35 protein-coding genes, 3 tRNA genes and 1 rRNA gene are annotated in these 23,318 nt (G+C 61.5%); 1 reads left to right on the top strand and 38 read right to left on the bottom strand.

The features are described 5' to 3' along the window. Window positions 1-18: 18 nt before the first annotated feature. Both ssb and BM297_RS15480 read right to left on the bottom strand, forming a co-directional pair. Window positions 19-522 carry a single-stranded DNA-binding protein gene (gene ssb / locus BM297_RS15485; RefSeq protein WP_090306428.1) on the bottom strand — a complete coding sequence of 168 codons (504 nt, stop codon included), beginning with the start codon at window positions 520-522 and terminating at the stop codon, window positions 19-21. A gap of 16 nt (window positions 523-538) precedes the next feature. After that, window positions 539-1,924 carry an MFS transporter gene (locus tag BM297_RS15480; protein ID WP_092433086.1) on the bottom strand — a complete coding sequence of 462 codons (1,386 nt, stop codon included), beginning with the start codon at window positions 1,922-1,924 and terminating at the stop codon, window positions 539-541. Window positions 1,925-2,053: 129 nt separating this feature from the next. Between BM297_RS15480 and uvrA the strand changes: the two genes are divergently transcribed. Further along, entirely contained in the window at window positions 2,054-4,888 is a 2,835-nt protein-coding gene (gene uvrA / locus BM297_RS15475; protein WP_092433082.1) for an excinuclease ABC subunit UvrA, read from the top strand. A 156-nt stretch (window positions 4,889-5,044) separates the two neighbouring features. Here uvrA and rplQ read toward each other — a convergent pair whose 3' ends face one another. The 36 genes from rplQ to rrf form a co-directional block, all read right to left on the bottom strand. After that, window positions 5,045-5,434: a 50S ribosomal protein L17 gene (rplQ, locus tag BM297_RS15470; RefSeq protein WP_090306419.1), complete on the bottom strand. Its 390-nt coding sequence runs from the start codon at window positions 5,432-5,434 to the stop codon at window positions 5,045-5,047. Window positions 5,435-5,479: 45 nt separating this feature from the next. After that, the gene (locus BM297_RS15465; protein WP_090306416.1) at window positions 5,480-6,481 is read right to left on the bottom strand and encodes a DNA-directed RNA polymerase subunit alpha; all 1,002 of its coding nucleotides are present in this window, start codon (window positions 6,479-6,481) and stop codon (window positions 5,480-5,482) included. Window positions 6,482-6,503: 22 nt separating this feature from the next. Then, window positions 6,504-7,124 carry a 30S ribosomal protein S4 gene (gene rpsD / locus BM297_RS15460; protein ID WP_090306413.1) on the bottom strand — a complete coding sequence of 207 codons (621 nt, stop codon included), beginning with the start codon at window positions 7,122-7,124 and terminating at the stop codon, window positions 6,504-6,506. Between the two features lie 16 nt (window positions 7,125-7,140). Further along, window positions 7,141-7,530, bottom strand: a complete 390-nt coding sequence (rpsK, locus tag BM297_RS15455) for a 30S ribosomal protein S11 (protein ID WP_039806105.1) — start codon at window positions 7,528-7,530, stop codon at window positions 7,141-7,143. Window positions 7,531-7,560: 30 nt separating this feature from the next. Then, complete coding sequence (rpsM, locus tag BM297_RS15450; protein WP_090306410.1) at window positions 7,561-7,917, bottom strand: 30S ribosomal protein S13; 357 nt, start codon at window positions 7,915-7,917, stop codon at window positions 7,561-7,563. 128 nt (window positions 7,918-8,045) lie between these two features. Further along, on the bottom strand, window positions 8,046-8,162 hold the full coding sequence (gene rpmJ / locus BM297_RS15445; protein WP_014854209.1) for a 50S ribosomal protein L36: 117 nt from the start codon (window positions 8,160-8,162) through the stop codon (window positions 8,046-8,048). 28 nt (window positions 8,163-8,190) lie between these two features. Next, entirely contained in the window at window positions 8,191-9,519 is a 1,329-nt protein-coding gene (secY, locus tag BM297_RS15440) for a preprotein translocase subunit SecY (protein WP_092433079.1), read from the bottom strand. Further along, window positions 9,520-9,954 carry a 50S ribosomal protein L15 gene (rplO, locus tag BM297_RS15435; RefSeq protein ID WP_090306404.1) on the bottom strand — a complete coding sequence of 145 codons (435 nt, stop codon included), beginning with the start codon at window positions 9,952-9,954 and terminating at the stop codon, window positions 9,520-9,522. A 3-nt stretch (window positions 9,955-9,957) separates the two neighbouring features. Next, on the bottom strand, window positions 9,958-10,140 hold the full coding sequence (gene rpmD, locus BM297_RS15430; protein WP_090306401.1) for a 50S ribosomal protein L30: 183 nt from the start codon (window positions 10,138-10,140) through the stop codon (window positions 9,958-9,960). Between the two features lie 2 nt (window positions 10,141-10,142). Next, entirely contained in the window at window positions 10,143-10,643 is a 501-nt protein-coding gene (gene rpsE / locus BM297_RS15425) for a 30S ribosomal protein S5 (RefSeq protein WP_090306398.1), read from the bottom strand. A 3-nt stretch (window positions 10,644-10,646) separates the two neighbouring features. Next, the gene (gene rplR / locus BM297_RS15420; RefSeq protein WP_092433077.1) at window positions 10,647-10,997 is read right to left on the bottom strand and encodes a 50S ribosomal protein L18; all 351 of its coding nucleotides are present in this window, start codon (window positions 10,995-10,997) and stop codon (window positions 10,647-10,649) included. Window positions 10,998-11,007: 10 nt separating this feature from the next. Next, window positions 11,008-11,541, bottom strand: a complete 534-nt coding sequence (gene rplF, locus BM297_RS15415; RefSeq protein WP_092433075.1) for a 50S ribosomal protein L6 — start codon at window positions 11,539-11,541, stop codon at window positions 11,008-11,010. Between the two features lie 12 nt (window positions 11,542-11,553). Then, on the bottom strand, window positions 11,554-11,946 hold the full coding sequence (gene rpsH / locus BM297_RS15410; RefSeq protein WP_090306389.1) for a 30S ribosomal protein S8: 393 nt from the start codon (window positions 11,944-11,946) through the stop codon (window positions 11,554-11,556). A gap of 175 nt (window positions 11,947-12,121) precedes the next feature. Continuing rightward, window positions 12,122-12,427: a 30S ribosomal protein S14 gene (gene rpsN / locus BM297_RS15405; protein ID WP_092433072.1), complete on the bottom strand. Its 306-nt coding sequence runs from the start codon at window positions 12,425-12,427 to the stop codon at window positions 12,122-12,124. A gap of 13 nt (window positions 12,428-12,440) precedes the next feature. Continuing rightward, window positions 12,441-12,980: a 50S ribosomal protein L5 gene (gene rplE / locus BM297_RS15400; protein ID WP_092433071.1), complete on the bottom strand. Its 540-nt coding sequence runs from the start codon at window positions 12,978-12,980 to the stop codon at window positions 12,441-12,443. 19 nt (window positions 12,981-12,999) lie between these two features. Continuing rightward, window positions 13,000-13,314: a 50S ribosomal protein L24 gene (gene rplX, locus BM297_RS15395; RefSeq protein WP_092433070.1), complete on the bottom strand. Its 315-nt coding sequence runs from the start codon at window positions 13,312-13,314 to the stop codon at window positions 13,000-13,002. Between the two features lie 12 nt (window positions 13,315-13,326). Then, complete coding sequence (gene rplN / locus BM297_RS15390) at window positions 13,327-13,695, bottom strand: 50S ribosomal protein L14 (protein ID WP_090306378.1); 369 nt, start codon at window positions 13,693-13,695, stop codon at window positions 13,327-13,329. Between the two features lie 22 nt (window positions 13,696-13,717). After that, window positions 13,718-13,984 carry a 30S ribosomal protein S17 gene (gene rpsQ, locus BM297_RS15385; RefSeq protein WP_092433068.1) on the bottom strand — a complete coding sequence of 89 codons (267 nt, stop codon included), beginning with the start codon at window positions 13,982-13,984 and terminating at the stop codon, window positions 13,718-13,720. 2 nt (window positions 13,985-13,986) lie between these two features. Next, a complete protein-coding gene (rpmC, locus tag BM297_RS15380; RefSeq protein WP_031596249.1) occupies window positions 13,987-14,178 on the bottom strand; it encodes a 50S ribosomal protein L29 in 192 nt (63 codons plus the stop codon). Next, window positions 14,178-14,591: a 50S ribosomal protein L16 gene (gene rplP / locus BM297_RS15375; RefSeq protein WP_090306373.1), complete on the bottom strand. Its 414-nt coding sequence runs from the start codon at window positions 14,589-14,591 to the stop codon at window positions 14,178-14,180. Before rplP ends, rpmC begins: the two co-directional genes overlap by 1 nt. A gap of 14 nt (window positions 14,592-14,605) precedes the next feature. Further along, window positions 14,606-15,292: a 30S ribosomal protein S3 gene (gene rpsC / locus BM297_RS15370; protein WP_092433066.1), complete on the bottom strand. Its 687-nt coding sequence runs from the start codon at window positions 15,290-15,292 to the stop codon at window positions 14,606-14,608. Window positions 15,293-15,305: 13 nt separating this feature from the next. After that, complete coding sequence (gene rplV, locus BM297_RS15365) at window positions 15,306-15,638, bottom strand: 50S ribosomal protein L22 (protein ID WP_090306366.1); 333 nt, start codon at window positions 15,636-15,638, stop codon at window positions 15,306-15,308. Window positions 15,639-15,648: 10 nt separating this feature from the next. Then, the gene (rpsS, locus tag BM297_RS15360) at window positions 15,649-15,924 is read right to left on the bottom strand and encodes a 30S ribosomal protein S19 (protein WP_090213031.1); all 276 of its coding nucleotides are present in this window, start codon (window positions 15,922-15,924) and stop codon (window positions 15,649-15,651) included. A gap of 16 nt (window positions 15,925-15,940) precedes the next feature. Next, window positions 15,941-16,762 (bottom strand): 50S ribosomal protein L2, encoded by an 822-nt coding sequence (rplB, locus tag BM297_RS15355; protein WP_092433062.1) that lies wholly within the window; start codon window positions 16,760-16,762, stop codon window positions 15,941-15,943. Window positions 16,763-16,776: 14 nt separating this feature from the next. After that, entirely contained in the window at window positions 16,777-17,076 is a 300-nt protein-coding gene (gene rplW, locus BM297_RS15350) for a 50S ribosomal protein L23 (RefSeq protein WP_090306360.1), read from the bottom strand. After that, complete coding sequence (rplD, locus tag BM297_RS15345) at window positions 17,073-17,675, bottom strand: 50S ribosomal protein L4 (RefSeq protein WP_092433060.1); 603 nt, start codon at window positions 17,673-17,675, stop codon at window positions 17,073-17,075. Before rplD ends, rplW begins: the two co-directional genes overlap by 4 nt. A gap of 14 nt (window positions 17,676-17,689) precedes the next feature. Continuing rightward, a complete protein-coding gene (rplC, locus tag BM297_RS15340) occupies window positions 17,690-18,319 on the bottom strand; it encodes a 50S ribosomal protein L3 (RefSeq protein ID WP_090306354.1) in 630 nt (209 codons plus the stop codon). An 87-nt stretch (window positions 18,320-18,406) separates the two neighbouring features. Continuing rightward, window positions 18,407-18,718, bottom strand: coding sequence for a 30S ribosomal protein S10 (gene rpsJ / locus BM297_RS15335; RefSeq protein ID WP_003186070.1), 312 nt, complete (start codon window positions 18,716-18,718; stop codon window positions 18,407-18,409). Between the two features lie 150 nt (window positions 18,719-18,868). Next, window positions 18,869-20,062, bottom strand: a complete 1,194-nt coding sequence (tuf, locus tag BM297_RS15330) for an elongation factor Tu (RefSeq protein WP_092433058.1) — start codon at window positions 20,060-20,062, stop codon at window positions 18,869-18,871. Window positions 20,063-20,144: 82 nt separating this feature from the next. Next, window positions 20,145-20,220, bottom strand: a tRNA-Thr gene (locus tag BM297_RS15325). Window positions 20,221-20,246: 26 nt separating this feature from the next. Continuing rightward, window positions 20,247-20,320 (bottom strand) — tRNA-Gly (locus tag BM297_RS15320). A 25-nt stretch (window positions 20,321-20,345) separates the two neighbouring features. Next, window positions 20,346-20,430: transfer RNA gene (locus BM297_RS15315), tRNA-Tyr, on the bottom strand. A gap of 117 nt (window positions 20,431-20,547) precedes the next feature. Continuing rightward, window positions 20,548-21,237: an SPOR domain-containing protein gene (locus BM297_RS15310; protein ID WP_092433056.1), complete on the bottom strand. Its 690-nt coding sequence runs from the start codon at window positions 21,235-21,237 to the stop codon at window positions 20,548-20,550. A 4-nt stretch (window positions 21,238-21,241) separates the two neighbouring features. Beyond that, the gene (locus BM297_RS15305; RefSeq protein WP_092433054.1) at window positions 21,242-21,997 is read right to left on the bottom strand and encodes a type III pantothenate kinase; all 756 of its coding nucleotides are present in this window, start codon (window positions 21,995-21,997) and stop codon (window positions 21,242-21,244) included. Next, the gene (gene birA / locus BM297_RS15300; protein WP_092433269.1) at window positions 21,987-22,934 is read right to left on the bottom strand and encodes a bifunctional biotin--[acetyl-CoA-carboxylase] ligase/biotin operon repressor BirA; all 948 of its coding nucleotides are present in this window, start codon (window positions 22,932-22,934) and stop codon (window positions 21,987-21,989) included. The genes BM297_RS15305 and birA overlap by 11 nt, the downstream gene beginning before the upstream one ends. 120 nt (window positions 22,935-23,054) lie before the next feature. Next, window positions 23,055-23,170: ribosomal RNA gene (rrf, locus tag BM297_RS15295) — 5S ribosomal RNA — on the bottom strand. Window positions 23,171-23,318: the final 148 nt, after the last annotated feature.

Here is a 23,318-nt window from a genome sequence, read left to right as displayed (position 1 = left end):
TGATGGACTACCTCGTTGTCAGAACGGGATATCGTCGTCGAAGCTGTCGTAGTCCGGTGCCGGCTGCTGGGCGGCCGGTTGCTGCTGCGGTGCCGGACGCGACTCGCGCGGGGCCTGCTGCTGCGGCTCGCGCGGCGGACGCGGCGCGCGCGGGGCATCGTCGCCGGCGTTGCCGCCGCGACCGCCGAGCAGCTGCATCTGGCCGCCCATGTCGACCACGATCTCGGTGGTGTAGCGGTCCTGGCCATCCTGACCCTGCCACTTGCGGGTCTGCAGGCGACCTTCGACGTACACCTGGGAACCCTTGCGCAGGTACTCGCCGGCGATCTCGGCGACCTTGCCGAAGAACACCACGCGGTGCCACTCGGTGCGCTCCTGCAGCTGGCCGGTCTGCTTGTCCTTCCAGCTGTCGCTGGTGGCCAGGGTGATGTTGGTCACCGCATTGCCGTTGGGCAGATAGCGGGTTTCCGGGTCGCCACCGACGTTACCCACCAGAATGACTTTGTTGACTCCACGAGCCATAGAATTCTCCTCGGCTTCAGCACGCCGGCGCCGGATTGACCAGGCGCTCGAGGGACGTGCGATCCAGTTGTTGGGTATCCACCTTGACGTATACGGCGGCCTCTTCGGCCACCACGAAGGCATCCGCCACTCCGGGCGTCGCCTTCAGGCGCGCGGCCAGTCCCGCCTCGCGCAGGGCCTCGGCAGACAGCGGCAGGCGCACGCTGGTCACATACGGCGGTTCGCGCATAGTAGCAGCAAACCCCAGCCACAGGGCACAGAGCAGCGCACAGCCGAGGAACACCGCCTCGACCCCGCCCTGCTGGAACAGCCAGCCGCCGAGCAGGCCGCCGAGGGCGGCGCCGAGGAACTGGCTGGTCGAATACACGCCCATCGCCGTGCCCTTGCCGCCGGCCGGCGCCATCTTGCTGATCAGCGACGGCAGCGAGGCCTCGAGCAGGTTGAAGGCGGTGAAGAACAGCAGGTTGCCGATCACCAGCGCGCGCAGGCCGCCGCCGAACTGCCAGAAGAACAGCTCGCAGAGCAGCAGCAGCGCTACCGCACCGAGCAGCACGCGCTTCATCTGGCGCTTCTTCTCGCCGTAGATGATGAACGGAATCATGCCGAAGAAGCCGACCAGCATGGCGGTCAGGTAGACCCACCAGTGCTCCTCCTTGGGCAAGCCGCCCTGCTCGACCAGCGCCAGCGGCAGGGCGACGAAGCTGGCCATCAGGATGGCGTGCAGCGCGGCGATGCCGAAGTCCAGGCGCAGCAGGTCGGGGTGGCGCAGGGTCGGCCACAGCGCCTGGCGCGCCACGCCGGACTCGCGATGGTGCAGCGCCTGCTGCGGCTTGGGCACCAGCAGGGCGATGATCAGGATGCCGAGCACGGCCATGCCGGCGGTGGCCCAGAACAGCCCGGACAGGCCGAAGGCGCGGGTCAGCAGCGGGCCGACCACCATGGCCACGGCGAACGACAGGCCGATGCTCATGCCGATCATCGCCATCGCCTTGGTGCGGTGCTGTTCGCGGGTCAGGTCGGAGAGCAGCGCCATCACCGCCGCCGAGATCGCTCCGGCGCCCTGCAGCACGCGGCCGGCGACCACCCCCCAGATCGAGTCGGCGGTGGCGGCCAGGGCCGCGCCGGCGGCGAAGATCAGCAGGCCGACGTAGATCACCGGCAGGCGGCCGATGCGGTCGGAGACGATGCCGAAGGGGATCTGCAGCAGCGCCTGGGTCAGGCCGTAGGCGCCGATGGCCAGGCCGATCAGCAGCGGCGTGGCGCCGGCCAGCTCCTGACCGTAGGTCGCCAGCACCGGCAGCACCATGAACATGCCGAGCATGCGGAAAGCGAACACGGCAGCCAGACCGGCAGCCGCACGCTGCTCGGTCGGACTCATGCGCTCGATGTGCGGATCGTGCATGGCTACATCTCGAAAAACGGGGGGCGCAATTCTAGCAGCACCACGCCCGCCGGCACAGGCGCGGCGCTTTGCCGCTCGGCCGAAGGCGGCCGTATACTCGTGGGTTTCCGCCCGCCATGCGAGGCCGCAGTGGACAAGATCCTGATTCGTGGGGCACGTACCCACAACCTGAAGAACATCGACCTGACCCTGCCGCGCGACAAGCTGATCGTGATCACCGGCCTGTCCGGCTCGGGCAAGTCGTCGCTGGCCTTCGACACCCTGTACGCCGAGGGCCAGCGCCGCTACGTGGAATCGCTGTCCGCCTACGCCCGCCAGTTCCTGTCGATGATGGAGAAGCCCGACGTCGACACCATCGAGGGCCTGTCGCCGGCGATATCCATCGAGCAGAAGTCCACCTCGCACAACCCGCGCTCCACGGTCGGCACCATCACCGAGATCTACGACTACCTGCGCCTGCTCTATGCCCGTGTCGGCACGCCGCGCTGCCCGGACCACGACGTGCCGCTGGAGGCGCAGACCGTCAGCCAGATGGTCGACCAGGTGCTGGCCCTGCCCGAAGGCAGCAAGCGCATGCTGCTGGCCCCAGTGATCCGCGAGCGCAAGGGCGAGCACCTGTCGGTGTTCGAGGAGCTGCGCGCCCAGGGCTTCGTGCGGGCGCGGGTCAACGGCAAGCTGCACGAGCTGGACGAGCTGCCCAAGCTCGACAAGCAGAAGAAGCATTCGATCGACGTCGTGGTGGACCGCTTCAAGGTGCGCGATGACCTGCAGCAGCGCCTGGCCGAGTCCTTCGAGACCGCCCTCAAGCTGGCCGACGGCATCGCCCTGGCCGCCCCCATGGAAGGCGAGGACGGCGAGGAGATCATCTTCTCGGCGCGCTTCGCCTGCCCGCACTGCGGCCACTCGATCAGCGAGCTGGAACCCAAGCTGTTCTCCTTCAACAACCCGGCCGGCGCCTGCCCGACCTGCGACGGCCTGGGCGTGAAGCAGTTCTTCGACCCGCGCCGGCTGGTCAACGGCGAGCTGACTCTCGCCGAGGGCGCGATCCGCGGCTGGGACCGGCGCAACGTCTACTACTTCCAGATGCTCGGCTCACTGGCCGCGCACTACGGTTTCAGCCTCGAAGTGCCGTTCGACGAGCTGTCGGTGGCGACGCAGAAGGTGCTGCTGCACGGCAGCTGCCGCGAGGAGGTGGAGTTCCGTTACCTCAACGACCGTGGCGACATCGTCAGGCGCGCCCACCCGTTCGAGGGCATCGTGCCCAACCTCGAGCGCCGCTACCGCGAGACCGAGTCGAACAGCGTGCGCGAGGAGCTGGCCAAGCTGCTCAGCACCCAGGCCTGCCCGGACTGCCGCGGCACCCGCCTGCGCCGCGAGGCACGCCACGTGTGGGTCGGCGACAAGACCCTGCCGGCGGTCAGCGCGCTGCCGGTGGGCGATGCCTGCGGCTATTTCGCCGAGCTGGCCCTCAGCGGGCGGCGCGGCGAGATCGCCGAGAAGATCCTCAAGGAGATCCGCGAGCGCCTGCAGTTCCTGGTCAACGTCGGCCTCGACTACCTGACCCTGGACCGCAGCGCCGACACCCTGTCCGGCGGCGAGGCGCAGCGCATCCGCCTGGCCAGCCAGATCGGCGCCGGCCTGGTCGGCGTGATGTACATCCTCGACGAGCCATCGATCGGCCTGCACCAGCGCGACAACGAGCGCCTGCTGGCCACCCTCACCCACCTGCGCAACCTCGGCAACACGGTGATCGTGGTCGAGCACGACGAGGACGCCATCCGGCTGGCCGACTACGTGGTCGACATCGGTCCCGGTGCCGGCGTGCACGGCGGGCGCATCGTCGCCGAGGGCACCCCGGCCGAGGTGATGGCCCATCCCGACTCGCTGACCGGCAAGTACCTGTCCGGGCGCGAGAAGATCCGCTACCCGGCCGCGCGCACCGCGGTCGACCGCGACAAGCTGCTCCGCCTCAAAGGCGCGCGCGGCAACAACCTGCGCAATGTCGATCTGGAAATCCCCGTCGGCCTGTTCACCTGCGTCACCGGGGTGTCCGGCTCGGGCAAGTCGACGCTGATCAACAACACCCTCTTCCCGCTGGCCGCTACCGCGCTGAACGGGGTCACCTCGCTGGAAGCCGCCGCCTACGAGTCGCTCGACGGCCTGCAGCACCTCGACAAGGTGGTCGACATCGACCAGAGTCCGATCGGCCGCACACCGCGCTCCAACCCGGCCACCTACACCGGACTGTTCACGCCGATCCGCGAGCTGTTCGCCGGCGTGCCGGAGTCGCGCTCGCGCGGCTACAACCCCGGGCGCTTCTCCTTCAACGTCAAGGGCGGCCGTTGCGAGGCCTGCCAGGGTGACGGCGTGATCAAGGTGGAGATGCACTTCCTGCCGGACATCTACGTGCCCTGCGACGTGTGCAAGGGCAAGCGCTACAACCGCGAGACCCTCGAGGTGAAGTACAAGGGCAAGAGCATCCACGAGGCGCTGGAGATGACCATCGAGGAGGCGCGCGAATTCTTCGACGCCGTGCCGGCGGTGGCGCGCAAGCTGCAGACGCTGATCGACGTCGGCCTCTCGTACATCAAGCTGGGACAGAGCGCCACCACCCTGTCCGGCGGCGAGGCGCAGCGGGTCAAGCTATCCCGCGAGCTGTCCAAGCGCGACACCGGCAAGACCCTGTACATCCTCGACGAGCCGACCACCGGTCTGCATTTCGCCGACATCCAGCAGCTGCTCGACGTGCTGCATCGCCTGCGCGACCACGGCAACACCGTGGTGGTGATCGAGCACAACCTGGACGTGATCAAGACCGCCGACTGGCTGGTCGACCTCGGTCCCGAGGGCGGCTCGCGCGGCGGGCAGATCATCGCCAGCGGCACGCCGGAGCAGGTCGCGGCCATGCCGCAGTCGCACACCGGGCATTTCCTCAAGCCGCTGCTGGAGCGCGACAGGGTCTAAATCCTTCGCCCATCCAGTCGCATGCGACAAGGCCGGGCCTTCATGCCCGGCCTTGTCGCATCCGTGCCCGGAATGCTCGGCAGCGATTCCCTGAGCAGAAAACGCAGGCAACAAAAAACCGGGCACTGGGCCCGGTTTCTTGTGAATCACCCGAACTTACTCGGCAGCTGCTTCCACAGCGCCGGCAACCGGACGATCAACCAGCTCGACGTACGCCATGGGCGCGTTGTCGCCAGCACGGAAACCGCACTTGAGGATGCGCAGGTAGCCGCCCGGACGGTTGGCGTAGCGCTTGCCCAGCTCGTTGAACAGCTTGCCGACCGCTTCCTTGGAACGGGTGCGGTCGAAAGCCAGACGACGGTTGGCGACGCTGTCTTCCTTGGCCAGGGTGATCAGCGGCTCGGCAACGCGACGCAGCTCTTTCGCCTTGGGCAGGGTGGTCTTGATCAGCTCGTGTTCGAACAGCGACACCGCCATGTTCTGGAACATGGCACTGCGGTGGGCGCTGGTGCGGCTCAGGTGACGGCCACTTTTACGATGACGCATGATTGAAATTCCTTACCAAACCTTGAGTTCGGTGATTAGGGACGATCAGGCAGTCGCCTTATCATCCTTTTTCAGACTTGCCGGCGGCCAATTGTCGAGGCGCATGCCGAGGGAAAGACCGCGGGAAGCCAGAACGTCCTTGATCTCGGTCAGGGACTTCTTGCCCAGGTTCGGCGTCTTGAGCAACTCCACTTCGGTGCGCTGGATCAGGTCACCGATGTAGTAGATGTTCTCTGCCTTCAGGCAGTTGGCCGAACGCACGGTCAGTTCCAGATCGTCGACGGGGCGCAGCAGGATCGGATCGATCTCGTCTTCCTGCTCTTCCACCACCGGTGCACTGTCACCCTTGAGGTCGACGAACGCGGCCAGCTGCTGCTGCAGGATGGTCGCGGCACGACGAATGGCCTCTTCGGGATCGAGGGTACCGTTGGTTTCCAGGTCAAGCACCAGCTTGTCCAGGTTGGTGCGCTGCTCGACACGGGCGCTTTCCACCACGTAGGCGAGACGACGCACCGGGCTGAACGAGGCGTCGAGCTGGAGGCGGCCGATCGAACGGCTTTCATCCTCGTCGCTCTGACGGGCGTCGGCGGGCTCGTAGCCACGGCCGCGCGCCACTTTCAGACGCATGTTCAGGGCGCCGTTGTCCGCCAGGTGGGCGATCACGTGATCACCGTTGACGATCTCGACATCGTGATCCAGCTGAATATCGGCAGCGGTCACCACACCCGCGCCCTTCTTCGCCAGGGTCAGCGTCACTTCATCACGACCGTGCAGCTTGATGGCCAGGCCTTTCAGGTTGAGCAGGATCTCGATGACATCTTCCTGCACACCCTCGATGGCGCTGTACTCGTGGAGTACGCCATCGATTTCAGCCTCAACCACTGCACAGCCGGGCATGGAGGACAACAGGATGCGACGCAGCGCGTTGCCCAGTGTGTGACCAAAGCCGCGCTCGAGAGGCTCGAGCGTGATCTTGGCGCGGGTCGGGCTGACCACCTGAACGTCGATATGACGGGGGGTCAGAAACTCATTTACCGAACTCTGCATGGATGCACCTATTTTCTAGCTCTTACTTCGAGTAGAGCTCGACAATCAGGTTTTCGTTGATGTCAGCGGACAGATCGCCGCGAGCCGGCACGCTCTTGAACACGCCGGACTTCTTCTCGGCATCAACTTCCACCCACTCAACGCGGCCACGCTGGGCGCACAGCTCGAGAGCCTGGGCGATACGCAGCTGGTTCTTGGCCTTCTCGCGGACAGCGACTACGTCGCCGGCCTTGACTTGGTAAGACGGGATGTTGACGGTCTGACCGTTGACGGTGATGGCCTTGTGCGAAACCAGCTGACGGGATTCGGCGCGGGTAGCACCGTAGCCCATGCGGTATACGACGTTGTCCAGGCGGCACTCGAGCAGTTGCAGCAGGTTCTCGCCGGTCGAACCCTTGCGACGGGTTGCTTCCTTGTAGTAACCGCTGAACTGACGCTCCAGCACACCGTAGATGCGGCGGACTTTCTGCTTTTCACGCAGCTGGGTGCCGTACTCGGACAGGCGACCACGACGCTGGCCGTGGATACCGGGAGCCGCTTCGATATTGCACTTCGACTCGAGGGCGCGAGCGCCGCTCTTGAGGAAAAGGTCAGTGCCTTCGCGACGGGACAGTTTGCATTTGGGACCAATGTAACGAGCCATTCTTCACTGTCTCCTTTTACACGCGACGCTTCTTCGGCGGACGGCACCCGTTATGCGGGATGGGCGTCACGTCGGTGATGCTGGCAATCTTGTAGCCGCAGGCGTTCAGAGCACGCACAGCGGATTCACGGCCCGGACCCGGACCCTTGACGTTGACGTCGAGGTTCTTCAGGCCGTACTCCAGAGCGGCCTGACCGGCGCGCTCGGCTGCAACCTGGGCAGCGAACGGAGTGCTCTTGCGCGAGCCGCGGAAACCGGAACCACCCGAGGTCGCCCAGGACAGAGCGTTGCCCTGACGGTCGGTGATGGTCACGATGGTGTTGTTGAAAGACGCGTGAATGTGGGCGATGCCATCAACCACTGTCTTTTTGATTTTCTTGCGAGGACGAGCAGCAGGTTTTGCCATGACTAGATTCCTGTCGATGCGCGGATGCGATTACTTGCGGATCGGCTTGCGCGGACCCTTGCGGGTACGGGCGTTGGTCTTGGTGCGCTGACCACGAACCGGCAGGCCGCGACGGTGACGCAGGCCGCGGTAGCAGCCGAGGTCCATCAGGCGCTTGATGTTCATGTTGATTTCGCGGCGCAGGTCACCTTCAGTGGTGAACTTGGCGACTTCGCCACGCAGCTGCTCGATCTGCTCGTCCGAGAGATCCTTGATTTTCGCCGCCGGGTTGACCCCGGTGGCCGCACAGATGTTCTGCGCGGTAGTGCGACCAACACCATAGATGTAGGTCAGCGAGATAACAGTGTGTTTGTTATCCGGAATGTTGACGCCTGCAATACGGGCCATTCAGAAAAACTCCAATTGACAGCTATCCGCGCCCCGGAAGCCAAGAAAAGGGCGCGAATGTTAACGCTGTAAAAACAAATAATCAACCCGGCAGCGCACTAGCTACCGGGTTGGTTCGCAGATCACACTCAGCCTTGGCGCTGCTTGTGGCGCGGCTCTGCGCTGCAGATCACACGGACGACGCCTTCACGGCGAACGATCTTGCAATTGCGGCACAGCTTCTTGACCGATGCACGAACTTTCATCACCAACTCCTCGAACCTTACGGGTGGATCAGCGGAGCATTCCGCTGCCATAGCCCTTCAGGTTGGCTTTCTTCATCAGGGAATCGTACTGGTGCGAAACGAGGTGCGATTGTACTTGGGACATGAAGTCCATAACAACCACCACGACGATCAGCAACGAGGTCCCGCCAAGATAGAACGGCACATTGGCCGCCACCACCAGGAACTGGGGCAGCAGGCAGACGGCCGTCATGTACAGAGCACCGAACATGGTCAAGCGGGTCAGCACACCATCGATGTAGCGCGCGGACTGCTCGCCGGGACGGATACCCGGAATGAAGGCACCGGACTTCTTCAGGTTTTCCGCCACGTCCTTCGGATTGAACATCAGTGCTGTGTAGAAGAAGCAGAAGAAAATCACCCCTGCACCAAACAGCAGAATGTTCAAAGGCTGACCGGGAGCGATGGCTTGCGCGATGTCCTGCATCCAGCCCATGCCTTCACTCTGACCGAACCAGGCGCCCAGGGAGGCCGGGAACAGCAGGATGCTGCTGGCGAAGATCGCCGGGATGACCCCGGCCATGTTCACCTTCAGCGGCAGGTGGCTGGTCTGCGCAGCGAAGACCTTGCGGCCCTGCTGACGCTTGGCGTAGTGCACCGCGATGCGACGCTGACCACGCTCGATGAACACCACGAAACCGATGATCGCTACCGCCAGCAGACCGATGGCGATCAGGGCGAAGATGTTGATATCACCCTGGCGGGCAGACTCGAAAGACTGCCCGATCGCCGACGGCAGACCAGCAACGATACCGGCAAAGATCAGCATCGAGATGCCATTGCCGACGCCGCGCTCGGTGATCTGCTCGCCCAGCCACATCATGAACATCGCCCCCGCCACGAAGGTGGTGACGGCCACGAAGTGGAAGCCGAAATCGGTGCTGAAGGCCACACCCTGACTGGCCAGACCAACGGACATACCGATGGCCTGAACCAGTGCCAGGACAACAGTACCGTAGCGGGTGTATTGGCTGATCTTGCGACGACCAGCCTCACCTTCCTTCTTCAACTGCTCCAGCTGCGGACTGACCGCCGTCATCAGCTGCATGATGATCGATGCCGAGATGTACGGCATGATCCCCAGTGCAAAGATGCTCATGCGCTCGAGCGCGCCGCCGGAAAACATGTTGAACAGGCTAAGAATGGTCCCCTCGTTCTGCCGGAACAGTTCGGCCAGCCGGTCAGGGTTGATCCCGGGCACTGGGATGTGCGCGCCGATCCGATAGACGATGATCGCCATGAACAGGAAACGCAAACGAGCCCAGAGCTCGGACAGCCCGCCATTGCTGAGCGCGGAGAGAGCACCTTGCTTAGCCATTTAGTCCTCGATTTTGCCGCCAGCTGCTTCGATAGCCGCACGCGCACCCTTGGTGACGGCGATACCTTTCAGAGTGACCGCACCGACAACCTCGCCGGACAGCATGACTTTCACGCGCTGTACGTGCTGGTTGATCAGGTTGGCATCCTTGAGCGCCTGCACGGTGACGACACCACCTGCCACCTTGGCCAGCTCGGAGGTGCGGATTTCCGCACGATCCATGGCCTTCAGCGAGGTGAAGCCGAACTTCGGCAGACGACGGTGCAGGGGCTGCTGGCCGCCCTCGAAGCCGGGAGCAATCTTGCCACCGGAACGGGAGGTCTGACCCTTGTGGCCGCGGCCACCGGTCTTGCCGAGGCCGCTACCGATACCACGGCCCGGACGCAGCTTTTCGCGACGGGCACCCGGCGCGGAACGCAGATCGTTCAGTTGCATGGATTAACCCTCCACACGCAGCAGGTAGTAGGCCTTGTTGATCATCCCGCGATTCTCGGGAGTATCAATGACTTCTACTGTGTGGTTGATGCGACGCAGGCCGAGACCCTTGACGCACGCCTTGTGATTGGCCAGACGACCGTTCACGCTCTTGATCAGAGTGACCTTGATCTTGGCATTCGACATGATCAGAGAATCTCCTCGACACGCTTGCCACGCTTGGCTGCCACGGAGTCCGGGGACTGCATGTTCTTCAGACCCTTGAAGGTGGCGTGTACCACGTTCACCGGGTTGGTCGAACCGTAGCACTTGGCCAGGACGTTCTGCACACCAGCCACTTCCAGCACGGCACGCATGGCGCCGCCGGCGATGACACCCGTACCTTCCGAAGCCGGCTGCATGTACACCTTGGAGGCGCCATGGGCAGACTTGATCTGGTACTGCAGGGTGGTGCCGTTCAGATCGACCTGGATCATGTTGCGGCGTGCAGCTTCCATCGCCTTCTGGATGGCGGCCGGCACTTCGCGGGACTTGCCGCGACCGAAGCCGACACGACCCTTGCCATCGCCCACCACGGTCAGCGCGGTGAAGGTGAAGATACGACCACCTTTCACGGTCTTGGCAACGCGGTTAACCTGGATCAGCTTCTCGATGTAGCCTTCGTCGCGCTTCTGCTCGTTATTAGCCATAACTTAGAACTCCAGCCCGCCTTCACGAGCAGCGTCGGCCAGTGCCTTGACACGGCCGTGGTACTTGAAGCCAGAACGGTCAAATGCCACCTGGGTGACACCGGCGGCTTTCGCGCGCTCGGCGACCAGCAGGCCAACCTTCTTGGCAGCTTCGACGTTGCCGCTGGCAGCGCCACGCAGCTCTGCGTCCAGAGTCGATGCGCTGGCCAGGACCTTGCCGCCGTCGGCCGAAATGACCTGGGCGTACATGTGCTGAGAAGAGCGGTACACGCAAAGGCGTACGGCCTCCAGCTCGCGCATCTTCAGGCGTGCCTGGCGAGCGCGACGCAGACGGATTACTTTCTTGTCGCTCATTTGCTATGCCCTACTTCTTCTTGGCTTCTTTACGACGGACAACTTCGTCGGCGTAACGCACACCCTTACCTTTGTAAGGTTCCGGACGACGGAAGTCGCGGATTTCGGCAGCCACCTGACCAACCACCTGCTTGTCGATGCCCTTGATCAGGATATCGGTCTGGCTCGGGGTCTCGGCGGTGACGCCTTCCGGCAGTTCGTACTCGACCGGATGCGAGAAGCCGAGGGCCAGCGACAGAATCTGACCTTTGGCCTGAGCACGGTAGCCGACGCCAACCAGCTGCAGCTTGCGCTGGAAGCCTTCGCTGACACCTACCACCATGTTGTTCACCAGGGCACGGGTGGTACCGGCCATGGCGCGGGTCTGCTGATCGCCATTGCGTGCAGCAAAGCGCAGCTCACCAGCTTCCTGAATCACTTCCACCGAAGGATGCACCTTCAGTTCCAGAGCGCCCTTGGCACCCTTCACCGAAAGCTGCTGGCCGGTCAACTGAACTTCGACACCGGCGGGCAGCTTGACGGGGTTCTTAGCAACGCGAGACATGCTGATCCCCCCTTAGAATACGGTGCAGAGCACTTCGCCGCCGACACCGGCAGCGCGAGCAGCACGATCCGTCATCACACCCTTGTTGGTGGAGACGATGGAAACGCCGAGGCCGCCGCGAACTTTCGGCAGCTGCTCAACAGCCTTGTACTGGCGCAGGCCGGGACGGCTCACACGCTTGAGCTCTTCGATGACCGGCTTGCCTTCGAAATACTTCAGCTCGATGGACAGCTGCTGCTTGACGTCGCCGCTGACCTGGAAATCCGCAATGTAGCCTTCGTCCTTGAGGACTTTGGCGACTGCTGCCTTCAGCTTGGAAGACGGCATGCTAACCACGGTCTTCTCAGCCATCTGGGCATTACGGATACGAGTTAGCATGTCCGCTAACGGGTCCTGCATACTCATGGGCTTGATGCTCCTGAAACAAAAAAAAGCCTTTCGGCCGTATTTGCCCGCAACCCGGGCACGAATGCCAGGCTCAGGCGAGCCAGACATTCTAGAGAATGATCAAAAACGAATCAAGCCCCAGAGGGGCTTGATTCGTCTTGCGAGGCTCCCGGGCAAGCCCGGGAGCGACGCCTTACCAGCTGGCCTTGACCAGACCCGGCACGTCACCACGCATCGCCGCTTCGCGCAGCTTGTTACGGCTCAGGCCGAACTTGCGGTAGTAGCCGTGCGGACGACCGGTGATGCGGCAGCGGTTGCGCAGGCGGCTCGGCGAGGCATCGCGCGGCTGCTTTTGCAGGGCTACCAGGGCTTCCCAGCGCTGCTCCGGAGTGGAGTTCGGGCTGGCAATGACAGCTTTCAGCTCGGCACGCTTCTTGGCGTACTTCGCGACCGTTTGCTGACGCTTCAGCTCACGGTTCTTCATGCTAGTTTTGGCCATGTTCCTACTCCAATCAGTTGCGGAACGGGAATTTGAAGGCGCGCAGCAGGGCACGACCTTCATCATCGCTACGGGCGGTGGTGGTCAGGGTGATGTCCATACCACGCAGCGCATCGATCTTGTCGTAATCGATTTCCGGGAAGATGATCTGCTCTTTCACGCCCATGCTGTAGTTGCCACGACCATCGAAGGACTTGGCATTCAGGCCGCGGAAGTCACGCACGCGCGGCAGGGAGATGGTGATCAGACGATCCAGGAACTCGTACATGCGATCGCCACGCAGAGTCACCTTGATACCGATCGGCCAGCCCTCACGGACCTTGAAACCGGCAATGGACTTGCGAGCATAGGTGACCACCGGCTTCTGGCCGGCGATCTTCTCCATGTCGCCCAGCGCGTGCTCGATGACTTTCTTGTCACCGATCGCTTCGCCGAGGCCCATGTTCAGGGTGATTTTGGTGATGCGCGGAATTTCCATCACGTTGGCAAGCTGGAGTTCTTCCTTCAGCTTGGGAGCGAGTTCGTTCCGGTAAATATCTTTCAATCGTGCCATGGTGTTTTACCTATGATTCTCAAGCGCCAACCGGCTTCTGGGTGGACTTGAAGACACGAATTTTCTTGCCGTCTTCGACCTTGAAGCCAACGCGATCAGCCTTGTTGGTTTCAGCATTGAAGATCGCAACGTTGGAAACGTGCAGCGGCGCTTCTTTCTCGACGATACCGCCTTGAACGCCCGACATCGGATTCGGCTTGGTGTGGCGCTTGACCAGGTTGATCCCACCGATGACCAGACGGTCTTCGGCGAGCACCTTCAGCACCTTGCCACGCTTGCCCTTGTCCTTGCCGGCGATGACGATGACTTCGTCGTCACGACGAATCTTTTGCATGACGGCTACTCCTTAGAGTACTTCGGGGGCCAGGGAGACGATCTTCATGAACTTCTCGGTACGAAGTTCGCGAGTCACCGGGCCAAAGATACGGGTGCCGATGGGCTCCTGCTTGTTGTTCAGCAGGACCGCAGCATTGCCGTCGAAGCGGATGATCGAGCCATCCGGACGGCGCACGCCGTGACGGGTGCGGACTACGACCGCACTCATCACCTGGCCTTTTTTCACCTTGCCGCGCGGAATCGCTTCCTTCACGGTCACCTTGATGATGTCGCCAATACCGGCGTAACGACGGTGCGAACCACCAAGGACCTTGATGCACATTACGCGACGGGCACCGCTGTTATCGGCGACGTCGAGCATGGATTGAGTCTGAATCATATCTTTCTCCGACCCTTAGTCCTTAGACTTCCACGGCACGTTCGACGATTTCGACCAGAGCCCAGGCCTTGGTCTTGGCCAGCGGACGAGTCTCGCGAATGGTGACGAGGTCACCCATGCGGCACTGGTTGTTTTCGTCGTGGGCGTGCAGCTTGGTCGAACGCTTCACGTATTTACCGTAGATCGGGTGCTTTACGCGACGCTCGATCAGGACGGTGATGGTCTTGTCCATTTTGTCGCTGACGACTTTGCCGGTCAGCGTACGGACGGTCTTCTGAGCTTCAGCCATGATCACTTACCTGCCTGCTGGTTGAGCACAGTTTTCACGCGAGCGATGTCGCGCTTAACTTGCGAGAGCAGGTGGGACTGCCCCAACTGGCCAGTTGCCTTCTGCATGCGCAGATTGAACTGGTCGCGCAGCAGGCCGAGCAGTTGCTCGTTCAGCTGCTCCGCGGATTTTTCACGAAGTTCATTCGCTTTCATCACATCACCGTCCGCTTAACAAAGGTGGTCTCGAGCGGCAGCTTTGCAGCCGCCAGGGCGAAAGCCTCGCGAGCCAGCTCTTCGGATACACCCTCGATCTCGTACAGGACCTTGCCCGGCTGGATCAGGGCTACCCAGTACTCGACGCCGCCCTTACCCTTACCCATACGAACTTCGAGGGGCTTCTTGGTAACCGGCTTGTCGGGGAACACGCGGATCCAGATCTTGCCGCCACGCTTGACGTGACGGGTGAGTGCGCGACGAGCGGACTCGATCTGACGTGCGGTGAGGCGACCACGGCTAACAGACTTCAGCGCGTACTCGCCGAAGCTGACCTTGCTACCGCGCTGAGCCAGACCACGGTTGTGGCCGGTCATCTGCTTGCGGAATTTTGTACGCTTGGGTTGCAGCATGTTGCGTACTCCTCTTACTTAGCAGCTTTTTTGCGAGGCGCAGGCGCTTGCGGCTTGAGCTCTTCGTGCTGGCCACCGATGACCTCGCCCTTGAAGATCCAAACCTTCACACCGATCACACCGTAGGTGGTGTGCGCTTCGTAGGTGGCGTAGTCGATGTCGGCACGCAGGGTGTGCAGGGGCACACGACCTTCGCGATACCACTCGGTACGGGCAATCTCAGCCCCGCCCAGACGACCACTCACCTGGATCTTGATGCCCTTGGCACCAATACGCATGGCGTTCTGCACGGCGCGCTTCATGGCGCGACGGAACATGACGCGACGCTCCAGCTGCTGAGCTACGCTCTGCGCAACCAGCATACCGTCGAGTTCCGGCTTGCGGATCTCTTCGATGTTGATGTGCACCGGCACACCCATTTGCTTGGTCAGTTCCTGACGCAGCTTCTCAACATCCTCACCCTTCTTGCCGATCACGATGCCGGGACGAGCGGTGTGGATGGTGATGCGAGCGGTCTGAGCCGGACGAGCGATGTCGATACGGCTCACGGAAGCGCTTTTTAATTTGTCTTGGAGGTACTCACGAACCTTCAGGTCGGCAAACAGATAATCAGCGTAAGTGCGCTTATCTGCGTACCAGACGGAGGTGTGCTCCTTGACGATTCCCAGGCGAATGCCAGTGGGATGTACTTTCTGACCCATCTGATCGACTCCGTTACTTGTCCGCAACCTTGACAGTGATATGGCAAGACCGCTTGACGATGCGATCAGCACGGCCTTTGGCACGCGGCATGATGCGCTTCAGCGAACGCCCTTCGTTGACGAAAACGGTGGAAACCTTCAGGTCATCCACGTCTGCGCCTTCGTTGTGCTCGGCGTTGGCCACGGCCGACTCAAGCACTTTCTTGATGATGGCACCGGCTTTCTTGTTGCTGAAAGCCAGCAGATTGAGCGCCTCACCAACCTTTTTGCCACGGATCTGGTCAGCGACCAGGCGGGCTTTCTGGGCGGAGATGCGAGCGCCCGACAACTTAGCGGCTACTTCCATTTCCTACCCCTTAACGCTTGGCTTTCTTGTCAGCCACGTGCCCGCGATAGGTGCGGGTAGCGGCGAACTCGCCCAGTTTGTGGCCGACCATGTCTTCGTTCACGAGAACCGGGACATGTTGACGACCGTTATGCACGGCGATGGTCAGACCGACCATCTGCGGCAGAATCATCGAACGACGCGACCAGGTCTTGATCGGCTTACGGTCGTTCTTTTCCACCGCCACTTCGATCTTCTTAATCAGGTGAAGATCGATGAACGGACCTTTTTTCAGAGAACGCGGCACTGTCGTATCCCTCTAGTTACTTGCGGCGACGGACAATCATGTTGTCGGTGCGCTTGTTGGAGCGGGTCTTCGCGCCCTTGGTCGGGAAGCCCCACGGCGACACCGGATGACGGCCACCAGAGGTACGACCTTCACCACCACCATGCGGGTGGTCGACCGGGTTCATCGCGGAACCACGCACGGTCGGACGAATGCCCTTCCAGCGCTTGGCACCGGCCTTACCCAGCGAACGCAGGCTGTGCTCGGAGTTCGAGACTTCGCCCAGGGTCGCACGGCACTCGGCCAGGACCTTGCGCATCTCACCGGAGCGCAGACGCAGAGTCACGTAGACGCCTTCGCGAGCAACCAGCTGAGCGGATGCACCAGCGGAACGCGCGATCTGAGCACCCTTGCCCGGCTTCAGCTCGATACCGTGAACGGTCGAACCAACCGGAATGTTGCGCAGCGGCAGGCTGTTGCCAACCTTGATCGGTGCGTGGGCACCGGAGACCAGCTGATCGCCAGCACTCACGCCCTTCGGCGCGATGATGTAGCGACGCTCGCCGTCTGCGAACAGCAGCAGGGCAATGTGGGCAGTGCGGTTCGGGTCATATTCGATACGCTCAACGGTGGCAGGAATGCCATCCTTGTTGCGACGGAAATCGACCAGACGATAGTGCTGCTTGTGACCACCGCCGATGTGGCGAGTGGTGATGCGGCCGTTGTTGTTACGACCACCGGTCTTGCTTTTCTTCTCGACCAGCGGAGCGAACGGAGCGCCCTTGTGCAGGTCGGAATTGACCACCTTGACCACGAAACGACGGCCAGCGGAAGTCGGCTTGCATTTAACGATTGCCATGATGCACTCCTACCTTACTCAGCGCCGCTGGCGAAATCGAGATCCTGGCCCGGCTGGAGGGCGATGTACGCCTTTTTCCAGTCGTTGCGCTTGCCGAAACCGCGGGCAGTGCGCTTGGTCTTGCCCTTGACGTTCAGGGTGCTTACACGCTCCACCTTGACGCTGAACAGGGATTCGACGGCCTTCTTGATTTCCAGCTTGGTTGCATCAGTGGCAACCTTGAAAACGAACTGACCCTTGCCATCGGCAAGAGTGGTGGCCTTCTCGGAGACGTGCGGGCCAAGCAGCACTTTAAATACGCGTTCCTGGTTCATCCCAGCAGCTCCTCGAATTTCTTCACGGCGGACACGGTGACCAGCACCTTGTCGTAGGCGATCAGGCTGACCGGGTCGGAACCCTGCACGTCACGAACGTCGACGTGCGGCAGGTTGCGCGCTGCCAGGTACAGGTTCTCATCGACACCGTCGGTCACGATCAGCACGTCGCTCAGGCCCAGGCCATCCAGCTTGCCAACCAAGCTCTTGGTCTTCGGGGCATCAACGGCAAAATCTTCAACAACAATCAGACGGTCCTGACGCACCAGCTCGCTCAGGATCGAGCGCATGGCCGCGCGGTACATCTTCTTGTTGAGCTTCTGCGAGTGGTCTTGCGGCTTGGCGGCGAAGGTCACGCCACCCGAGCGCCAGATGGGGCTGCGGATGGTGCCGGCACGGGCACGGCCCGAACCCTTCTGGCGCCACGGCTTCTTGCCACCGCCACGCACTTCGGAGCGGGTCTTCTGCGCGCGGGTGCCCTGACGACCACCTGCCATGTAGGCAACGACAGCCTGGTGCACCAGGGTCTCGTTGAACTCATCACCAAAGGTACGCTCGGAGACTTCGATCGCCTGCGCACCGTTCACATTCAGTTGCATCTCTCGAATCTCCCTTAAGCCTTGGCTGCCGGACGCACGATCACGTCACCGCCAGTGGCACCCGGGACTGCGCCCTTGACCAACAGCAGATTGCGCTCGGCATCGACACGAACAACTTCCAGGGACTGAACGGTCACGCGCTCGGCGCCCATATGACCGGACATCTTCTTGCCCTTGAACACTCGACCAGGAGTCTGGCACTGGCCGATGGAACCCGGAGCACGGTGAGATACGGAGTTGCCGTGGGTGTTGTCCTGGCCGCGGAAGTTCCAGCGCTTGATGGTACCGGCGTAGCCTTTACCCTTGGACTGACCGGTCACATCGACCATCTGTCCGGCTTGGAACTGCTCAACGGTGAGCTGATCGCCAGCCTGGAACTCTTCGCCTTCGAGGCGGAATTCCATGACGGTGCGACCGGCAGCAACACTGGCCTTGGCGAAGTGACCGGCTTGCGCCTTGGTCACACGGGAAGCGCGACGCTCGCCAACAGTTACCTGTACGGCGCGATAGCCATCGCTCTCTTCATTCTTGAACTGGGTGACGCGATTCGGCTCGACTTCGATGACCGTAACCGGAATAGAGACACCATCTTCGGTGAAAATGCGGGTCATGCCGCACTTGCGACCGACTACACCAATAGTCATGTCTTGAACCTCATGAGTGTACGGGGCTTTCACCCGCTATGGCCGCCCATTTCAGAGCGTTACACGACCGAAATCCGGGAATGGATTTCAGCCGAGGCTGATTTGTACTTCGACACCGGCAGCAAGGTCGAGCTTCATCAGCGCGTCGACGGTCTTGTCGGTCGGCTGAACGATGTCGAGCACGCGCTTGTGAGTACGAATTTCGTACTGATCACGCGCATCCTTGTTGACGTGCGGAGAAACCAGCACGGTGAACCGCTCTTTGCGGGTCGGCAGAGGAATCGGACCACGGACCTGAGCACCAGTACGTTTCGCGGTTTCCACGATTTCCTGGGTTGATTGATCGATCAGGCGGTGGTCAAAAGCCTTCAACCGAATACGGATTTGTTGATTTTGCATTTTGACCTCAGACTCTAGCTATTCCCACCAGACGGACTACGCCCGGTAAAAGGAGGCGCAATTGTACGGACGCCCCTCCGGGGTGTCAACCAATGGGCGGAAACGAGAAAGCCCCCGCAAAGCGGGGGCTCCTCTGTCACCAGACTTCGATTACTCGAAGATCTTGGCAACCACGCCGGCGCCGACGGTACGGCCGCCTTCGCGGATCGCGAAGCGCAGGCCGTCTTCCATGGCGATCGGAGCGATCAGGGTGACAACCATCTTGATGTTGTCGCCCGGCATTACCATTTCAACGCCTTCCGGCAGCTCGCAGTTGCCGGTCACGTCGGTGGTACGGAAGTAGAACTGCGGGCGGTAGCCCTTGAAGAACGGGGTGTGACGACCGCCTTCTTCCTTGGACAGCACGTACACTTCAGCTTCGAACTTGGTGTGCGGCTTGATGGTGCCCGGCTTGGCCAGAACCTGGCCACGCTCGACGTCCTCACGCTTGATGCCGCGCAGCAGGATGCCCACGTTCTCGCCGGCACGACCTTCGTCGAGCAGCTTGCGGAACATTTCCACGCCGGTGCAGGTGGTCTTGGAGGTCGGACGGATGCCGACGATTTCCACTTCTTCCTGGACCTTGACGATGCCGCGCTCGATACGACCGGTCACCACGGTGCCACGACCGGAGATCGAGAACACGTCTTCGATCGGCATCAGGAACGGCTGGTCAACGGCACGAACCGGCTCCGGGATGTAGGAGTCGAGGGTTTCAACCAGCTTGCGCACGGCGGAAACACCCATTTCGTTGTCGTCCTGACCGTTCAGGGCCATCAGCGCCGAACCGGTAACGATCGGAGTGTCGTCGCCCGGGAAGTCGTAGGTGTTCAGCAGATCACGAACTTCCATCTCGACCAGTTCCAGCAGCTCGGCGTCGTCCACCATGTCGGCCTTGTTCAGGAACACGACGATGTAGGGAACACCCACCTGACGGGACAGCAGGATGTGCTCGCGGGTCTGCGGCATCGGGCCGTCGGCAGCCGAGCACACCAGGATCGCGCCGTCCATCTGCGCAGCACCGGTGATCATGTTCTTCACGTAGTCAGCGTGACCAGGGCAGTCAACGTGAGCGTAGTGACGAATGGCGGAATCGTATTCAACGTGAGAGGTGTTGATGGTGATACCGCGAGCTTTTTCTTCCGGAGCGTTGTCGATCTGGGCGAAGTCACGAGCGGAACCACCCCAGGTCTCAGCGCAGACCTTGGTCAGAGCAGCAGTCAGAGTGGTCTTGCCATGGTCGACGTGACCGATGGTGCCAACGTTGACGTGCGGTTTGTTACGTTCAAATTTCTCTTTAGCCATCGAGACACTCTCCCGTCGAGGAACTGGACAAATTGCCCACATAGAACAAAGGCAGATATTTTCATATCTGCCTTTGTTTAGTTGGAGCTCATGAGCGGATTTGAACCGCTGACCTCACCCTTACCAAGGGTGTGCTCTACCAGCTGAGCTACATGAGCGAAACGCTGTGCACGAACAACATAACTGGAGCGGGTAGCGGGAATCGAACCCGCATCATCAGCTTGGAAGGCTGAGGTTCTACCACTGAACTATACCCGCGGAGCTTGTGGCTCACGCTTAAATCTGGTGGAGGGGGAAGGATTCGAACCTTCGAAGTCGATGACGTCAGATTTACAGTCTGATCCCTTTGGCCGCTCGGGAACCCCTCCAAACGGTGCGGCATTCTGAATGCTTGCCACACTCATGTCAAGAACAATTAACAGCCTCTTGACTACTTTCCGATGCCTGCCTAGCAGTGCGTCTCAAGTGGTGCGCAGTATAGGCAGTCATTCCGCACTACGCAACCCCCCACACGAGATAAGTTGATGTTTTAGATCGAGAAAGTCGGCAGACAGGCGAGCCAGCATGGCGTCATCGAGCAAGCGCTGGCTTTTCTTGGCCACGCGAACCCAGTACTCCTGATAAATCCGCGGCAATTCACGCACCTGCGGCTCGTAACCCGCCGCGCGCAGCTTCTCAGCGACACTCACCGCGGAGTCCAGGCGCGGAAAGACCCCCAGCAGGATGCCGTCGGCCAGCTCGCCTTCGGTGATCAGGTAGCTGTCGATGCCTCTCGCCTGCAGTTCGCGCAACTGTCGCAGCGAGGCCTGCCTTGACGCCAGCGGCGGGATATACACCCAGTGATCGGCACCGTATGAGGCCTCGCTGGTGACCACACGCACGCCCACGTCCAGACTCAGCAGCCGCTGTTCGAGCTGGCGGGCGGGCTCGAGCGCGTCAAACCCGCCCAGCACCAGACAGTGGGCGGCACCGTCTGCGACGACGGATGCCTGATTCTGTGGCCTTGAGTTCTGCGCCTCAGCCATCAGCGTCAACCCCGGCACGGTCTGCACAGGAGCCCGCTCAGCCTGCCCAGCCAGCAGCGGCAGCTCACTGGAACCACTCGGCGCCAATCGGTGCTGCCAGACAAATAGTCCGACATTCATCAACAACAGAAACAGAAACAACCAACGCATCCGCTCAACCCCGCTCAATCGGGCAGGCCAGCGCCAGACCCACGAAGACCAGGTCGGCGACATTCCTTGCCCCCGGCCACACATCGACTACCAGGGCTGCATCACCCCCGGTAAGGAAAACATCGAAGTCCGCCCCCAGAAGGCTTGCCGCCTGCGCACATTGCAGACCGACAAACCCCCTGAGCATCTGCAGACAGCCCCGCTCCACGGCCTGGGCGGAAGTGCGTCCCGGCGACAAATCAGCCAGCGCCTGATCCGCCTCGGCATCGTCATAACGAATGCGCCGCGTATGCGTACGCAGCTGGGCGCGCATCAGCGGCAAACCAGGACAGATGTACCCCCCCAGGTGCTCGCCGCCGGCATTGACGAAATCCGCAGTGATTGCCGTGCCAAGGTCGATGATCATGCAGGCCTTGCCGGCCAGCCGATACCCGCCTAGGACAGCCAACCAGCGATCAAGCCCTAGCCGCCGATAGTCCTCGTAGCCATTGCGCACCCCGGAGCAGAATGGCGCAGCAGTCGCCTGCCGCACTTCCACGGGGTGACGCCTCGTCAACTTCTCCAGCAACCGACTGGTCTCTTCGTCGCTTCTGACACTGACGATCCGGCACCAGCGCAAATGCAGCCCAGGCAGCCCATCCAGCTGCCCCACCAGATCGACATCCGACCCAGCAGAGCCGACATGCCGCGGCGCCTGACCTTCGCCTGGCAATATCCGCCACTTGATCAGGGTGTTGCCGCAATCCAGCTCAAGAATCATGCTGCAGCCTCAGGCTCAGTTCGCCGCCACTGTAAACCTGCTCACCACCCTCGCCAGCCAGCCGCAAGCCGCCATCAATGGTCACACCCAATACCGTGCCACCAATCTCGTGCACGCCGCTGATCAGCCGAACCTCACGTCCCTGCCACGCATGACTGGCTTCCCACTCCCCGTGAAAGGCGGCGAAGCCCTGCTCGCAATGGACGCGCAACACCTGCTCAAGCTCAACCGCCAGTGCAGCGGCCAGCTCGCTGCGCTCCACCTGCCGGCCCGTTTCCAGACACACGGAGGTCCAGTCCTGATCGATACCACTCCCCGCCCGCATGTTGGCATTGATCCCGACGCCAATCACTACCTGGCACACGTCTGCGGGATCACCACTCAATTCGAGCAGTATGCCGGCGATTTTTTTCCCCTCCACCAGCAGATCATTCGGCCATTTCAGGCCAACACCGGCCACGCCCAGCTGGCGCAGGGTGCGTAACACAGCCACCCCCACCACCAGGCTAAGCGCCTGCAACTGTGTAGCCGAGCGTTCGATTCTGATGACCTGGGAGAAATACAGATTTTCTCCATACGGACTGACCCAGTGGCGCCCGCGTCGTCCGCGACCGGCAGTCTGCGCTTCAGCCAGGACCACGAACGGAGGCTCATGACAGGTTAGATAGCGAAGCGCCAGAGCATTGGTCGAATCGACCCGATCCTCGACCCAGACTCGCCGGCCAGGCAGGCGCGCCCTGATAGCCTCCGCCGACAACAGGCTTAATGGCTGTTCAAGCCGGTAGCCCTTGCCCCGCACCCGGTGCAAGCGGACCTCGGAATCGATTTGCAGCTGCTGCAGCTGCTTCCAGACCGCACTGCGACTGATACCCAGCCGCTGCCCCAACTCCTCCCCGGAGTGGAAACGACCGTCCGCCAGTAGACGTAATAATTGCAAGCTAGAGACCTCGAATCGGCACGCCACGAAATCATATACGGCAGGAACGGCATCCGGCAAAGAATCCACCAAAAGCCGAAACCCCGACCAGCGTTAGCTGATCGGGGTTTCTGTATAGGTGCTTGACGATGACCTACTCTCACATGGAGAAGCTCCACACTACCATCGGCGATGCGTCGTTTCACTGCTGAGTTCGGGATGGGATCAGGTGGTTCCAACGCTCTATGGTCGTCAAGCAATTTGTTGGGGAATCGTTTTTAGTCGCTTCCCCTAATTGGGTATGTGATATCGGTGTATTTTCGGTAATTTCACGTGCTCTTGCAAGCTTTCGGCCTGTCACACGCAAACAACAAATTGTTTGGGTGTTATATGGTCAAGCCTCAC

The sequence above is a fragment of the Geopseudomonas sagittaria genome, from assembly GCF_900115715.1.
Lineage (GTDB): Bacteria > Pseudomonadota > Gammaproteobacteria > Pseudomonadales > Pseudomonadaceae > Geopseudomonas > Geopseudomonas sagittaria.
The sequence above is the reverse complement of the archived record's forward strand: the minus strand, read 5'-3'. Positions and strand labels throughout refer to the sequence as shown.

Coding starts and splice junctions, on each gene's coding strand:
- ssb (WP_090306428.1), bottom strand. CDS start 522: ATGGCTCGTGGAGTCAACAAAGTCATTCTGGTGGGTAACGTCGGTGGC.
- BM297_RS15480 (WP_092433086.1), bottom strand. CDS start 1,924: ATGCACGATCCGCACATCGAGCGCATGAGTCCGACCGAGCAGCGTGCG.
- rplQ (WP_090306419.1), bottom strand. CDS start 5,434: ATGCGTCATCGTAAAAGTGGCCGTCACCTGAGCCGCACCAGCGCCCAC.
- BM297_RS15465 (WP_090306416.1), bottom strand. CDS start 6,481: ATGCAGAGTTCGGTAAATGAGTTTCTGACCCCCCGTCATATCGACGTT.
- rpsD (WP_090306413.1), bottom strand. CDS start 7,124: ATGGCTCGTTACATTGGTCCCAAATGCAAACTGTCCCGTCGCGAAGGC.
- rpsK (WP_039806105.1), bottom strand. CDS start 7,530: ATGGCAAAACCTGCTGCTCGTCCTCGCAAGAAAATCAAAAAGACAGTG.
- rpsM (WP_090306410.1), bottom strand. CDS start 7,917: ATGGCCCGTATTGCAGGCGTCAACATTCCGGATAACAAACACACTGTT.
- rpmJ (WP_014854209.1), bottom strand. CDS start 8,162: ATGAAAGTTCGTGCATCGGTCAAGAAGCTGTGCCGCAATTGCAAGATC.
- secY (WP_092433079.1), bottom strand. CDS start 9,519: ATGGCTAAGCAAGGTGCTCTCTCCGCGCTCAGCAATGGCGGGCTGTCC.
- rplO (WP_090306404.1), bottom strand. CDS start 9,954: ATGCAACTGAACGATCTGCGTTCCGCGCCGGGTGCCCGTCGCGAAAAG.
- rpmD (WP_090306401.1), bottom strand. CDS start 10,140: ATGTCGAATGCCAAGATCAAGGTCACTCTGATCAAGAGCGTGAACGGT.
- rpsE (WP_090306398.1), bottom strand. CDS start 10,643: ATGGCTAATAACGAGCAGAAGCGCGACGAAGGCTACATCGAGAAGCTG.
- rplR (WP_092433077.1), bottom strand. CDS start 10,997: ATGAGCGACAAGAAAGTAATCCGTCTGCGTCGCGCTCGCCAGGCACGC.
- rplF (WP_092433075.1), bottom strand. CDS start 11,541: ATGTCTCGCGTTGCTAAGAACCCCGTCAAGCTGCCCGCCGGTGTCGAA.
- rpsH (WP_090306389.1), bottom strand. CDS start 11,946: ATGAGTATGCAGGACCCGTTAGCGGACATGCTAACTCGTATCCGTAAT.
- rpsN (WP_092433072.1), bottom strand. CDS start 12,427: ATGGCCAAAACTAGCATGAAGAACCGTGAGCTGAAGCGTCAGCAAACG.
- rplE (WP_092433071.1), bottom strand. CDS start 12,980: ATGGCACGATTGAAAGATATTTACCGGAACGAACTCGCTCCCAAGCTG.
- rplX (WP_092433070.1), bottom strand. CDS start 13,314: ATGCAAAAGATTCGTCGTGACGACGAAGTCATCGTCATCGCCGGCAAG.
- rplN (WP_090306378.1), bottom strand. CDS start 13,695: ATGATTCAGACTCAATCCATGCTCGACGTCGCCGATAACAGCGGTGCC.
- rpsQ (WP_092433068.1), bottom strand. CDS start 13,984: ATGGCTGAAGCTCAGAAGACCGTCCGTACGCTGACCGGCAAAGTCGTC.
- rpmC (WP_031596249.1), bottom strand. CDS start 14,178: ATGAAAGCGAATGAACTTCGTGAAAAATCCGCGGAGCAGCTGAACGAG.
- rplP (WP_090306373.1), bottom strand. CDS start 14,591: ATGCTGCAACCCAAGCGTACAAAATTCCGCAAGCAGATGACCGGCCAC.
- rpsC (WP_092433066.1), bottom strand. CDS start 15,292: ATGGGTCAGAAAGTACATCCCACTGGCATTCGCCTGGGAATCGTCAAG.
- rplV (WP_090306366.1), bottom strand. CDS start 15,638: ATGGAAGTAGCCGCTAAGTTGTCGGGCGCTCGCATCTCCGCCCAGAAA.
- rplB (WP_092433062.1), bottom strand. CDS start 16,762: ATGGCAATCGTTAAATGCAAGCCGACTTCCGCTGGCCGTCGTTTCGTG.
- rplW (WP_090306360.1), bottom strand. CDS start 17,076: ATGAACCAGGAACGCGTATTTAAAGTGCTGCTTGGCCCGCACGTCTCC.
- rplD (WP_092433060.1), bottom strand. CDS start 17,675: ATGCAACTGAATGTGAACGGTGCGCAGGCGATCGAAGTCTCCGAGCGT.
- rplC (WP_090306354.1), bottom strand. CDS start 18,319: ATGACTATTGGTGTAGTCGGTCGCAAGTGCGGCATGACCCGCATTTTC.
- rpsJ (WP_003186070.1), bottom strand. CDS start 18,718: ATGCAAAATCAACAAATCCGTATTCGGTTGAAGGCTTTTGACCACCGC.
- tuf (WP_092433058.1), bottom strand. CDS start 20,062: ATGGCTAAAGAGAAATTTGAACGTAACAAACCGCACGTCAACGTTGGC.
- BM297_RS15310 (WP_092433056.1), bottom strand. CDS start 21,237: ATGCGTTGGTTGTTTCTGTTTCTGTTGTTGATGAATGTCGGACTATTT.
- BM297_RS15305 (WP_092433054.1), bottom strand. CDS start 21,997: ATGATTCTTGAGCTGGATTGCGGCAACACCCTGATCAAGTGGCGGATA.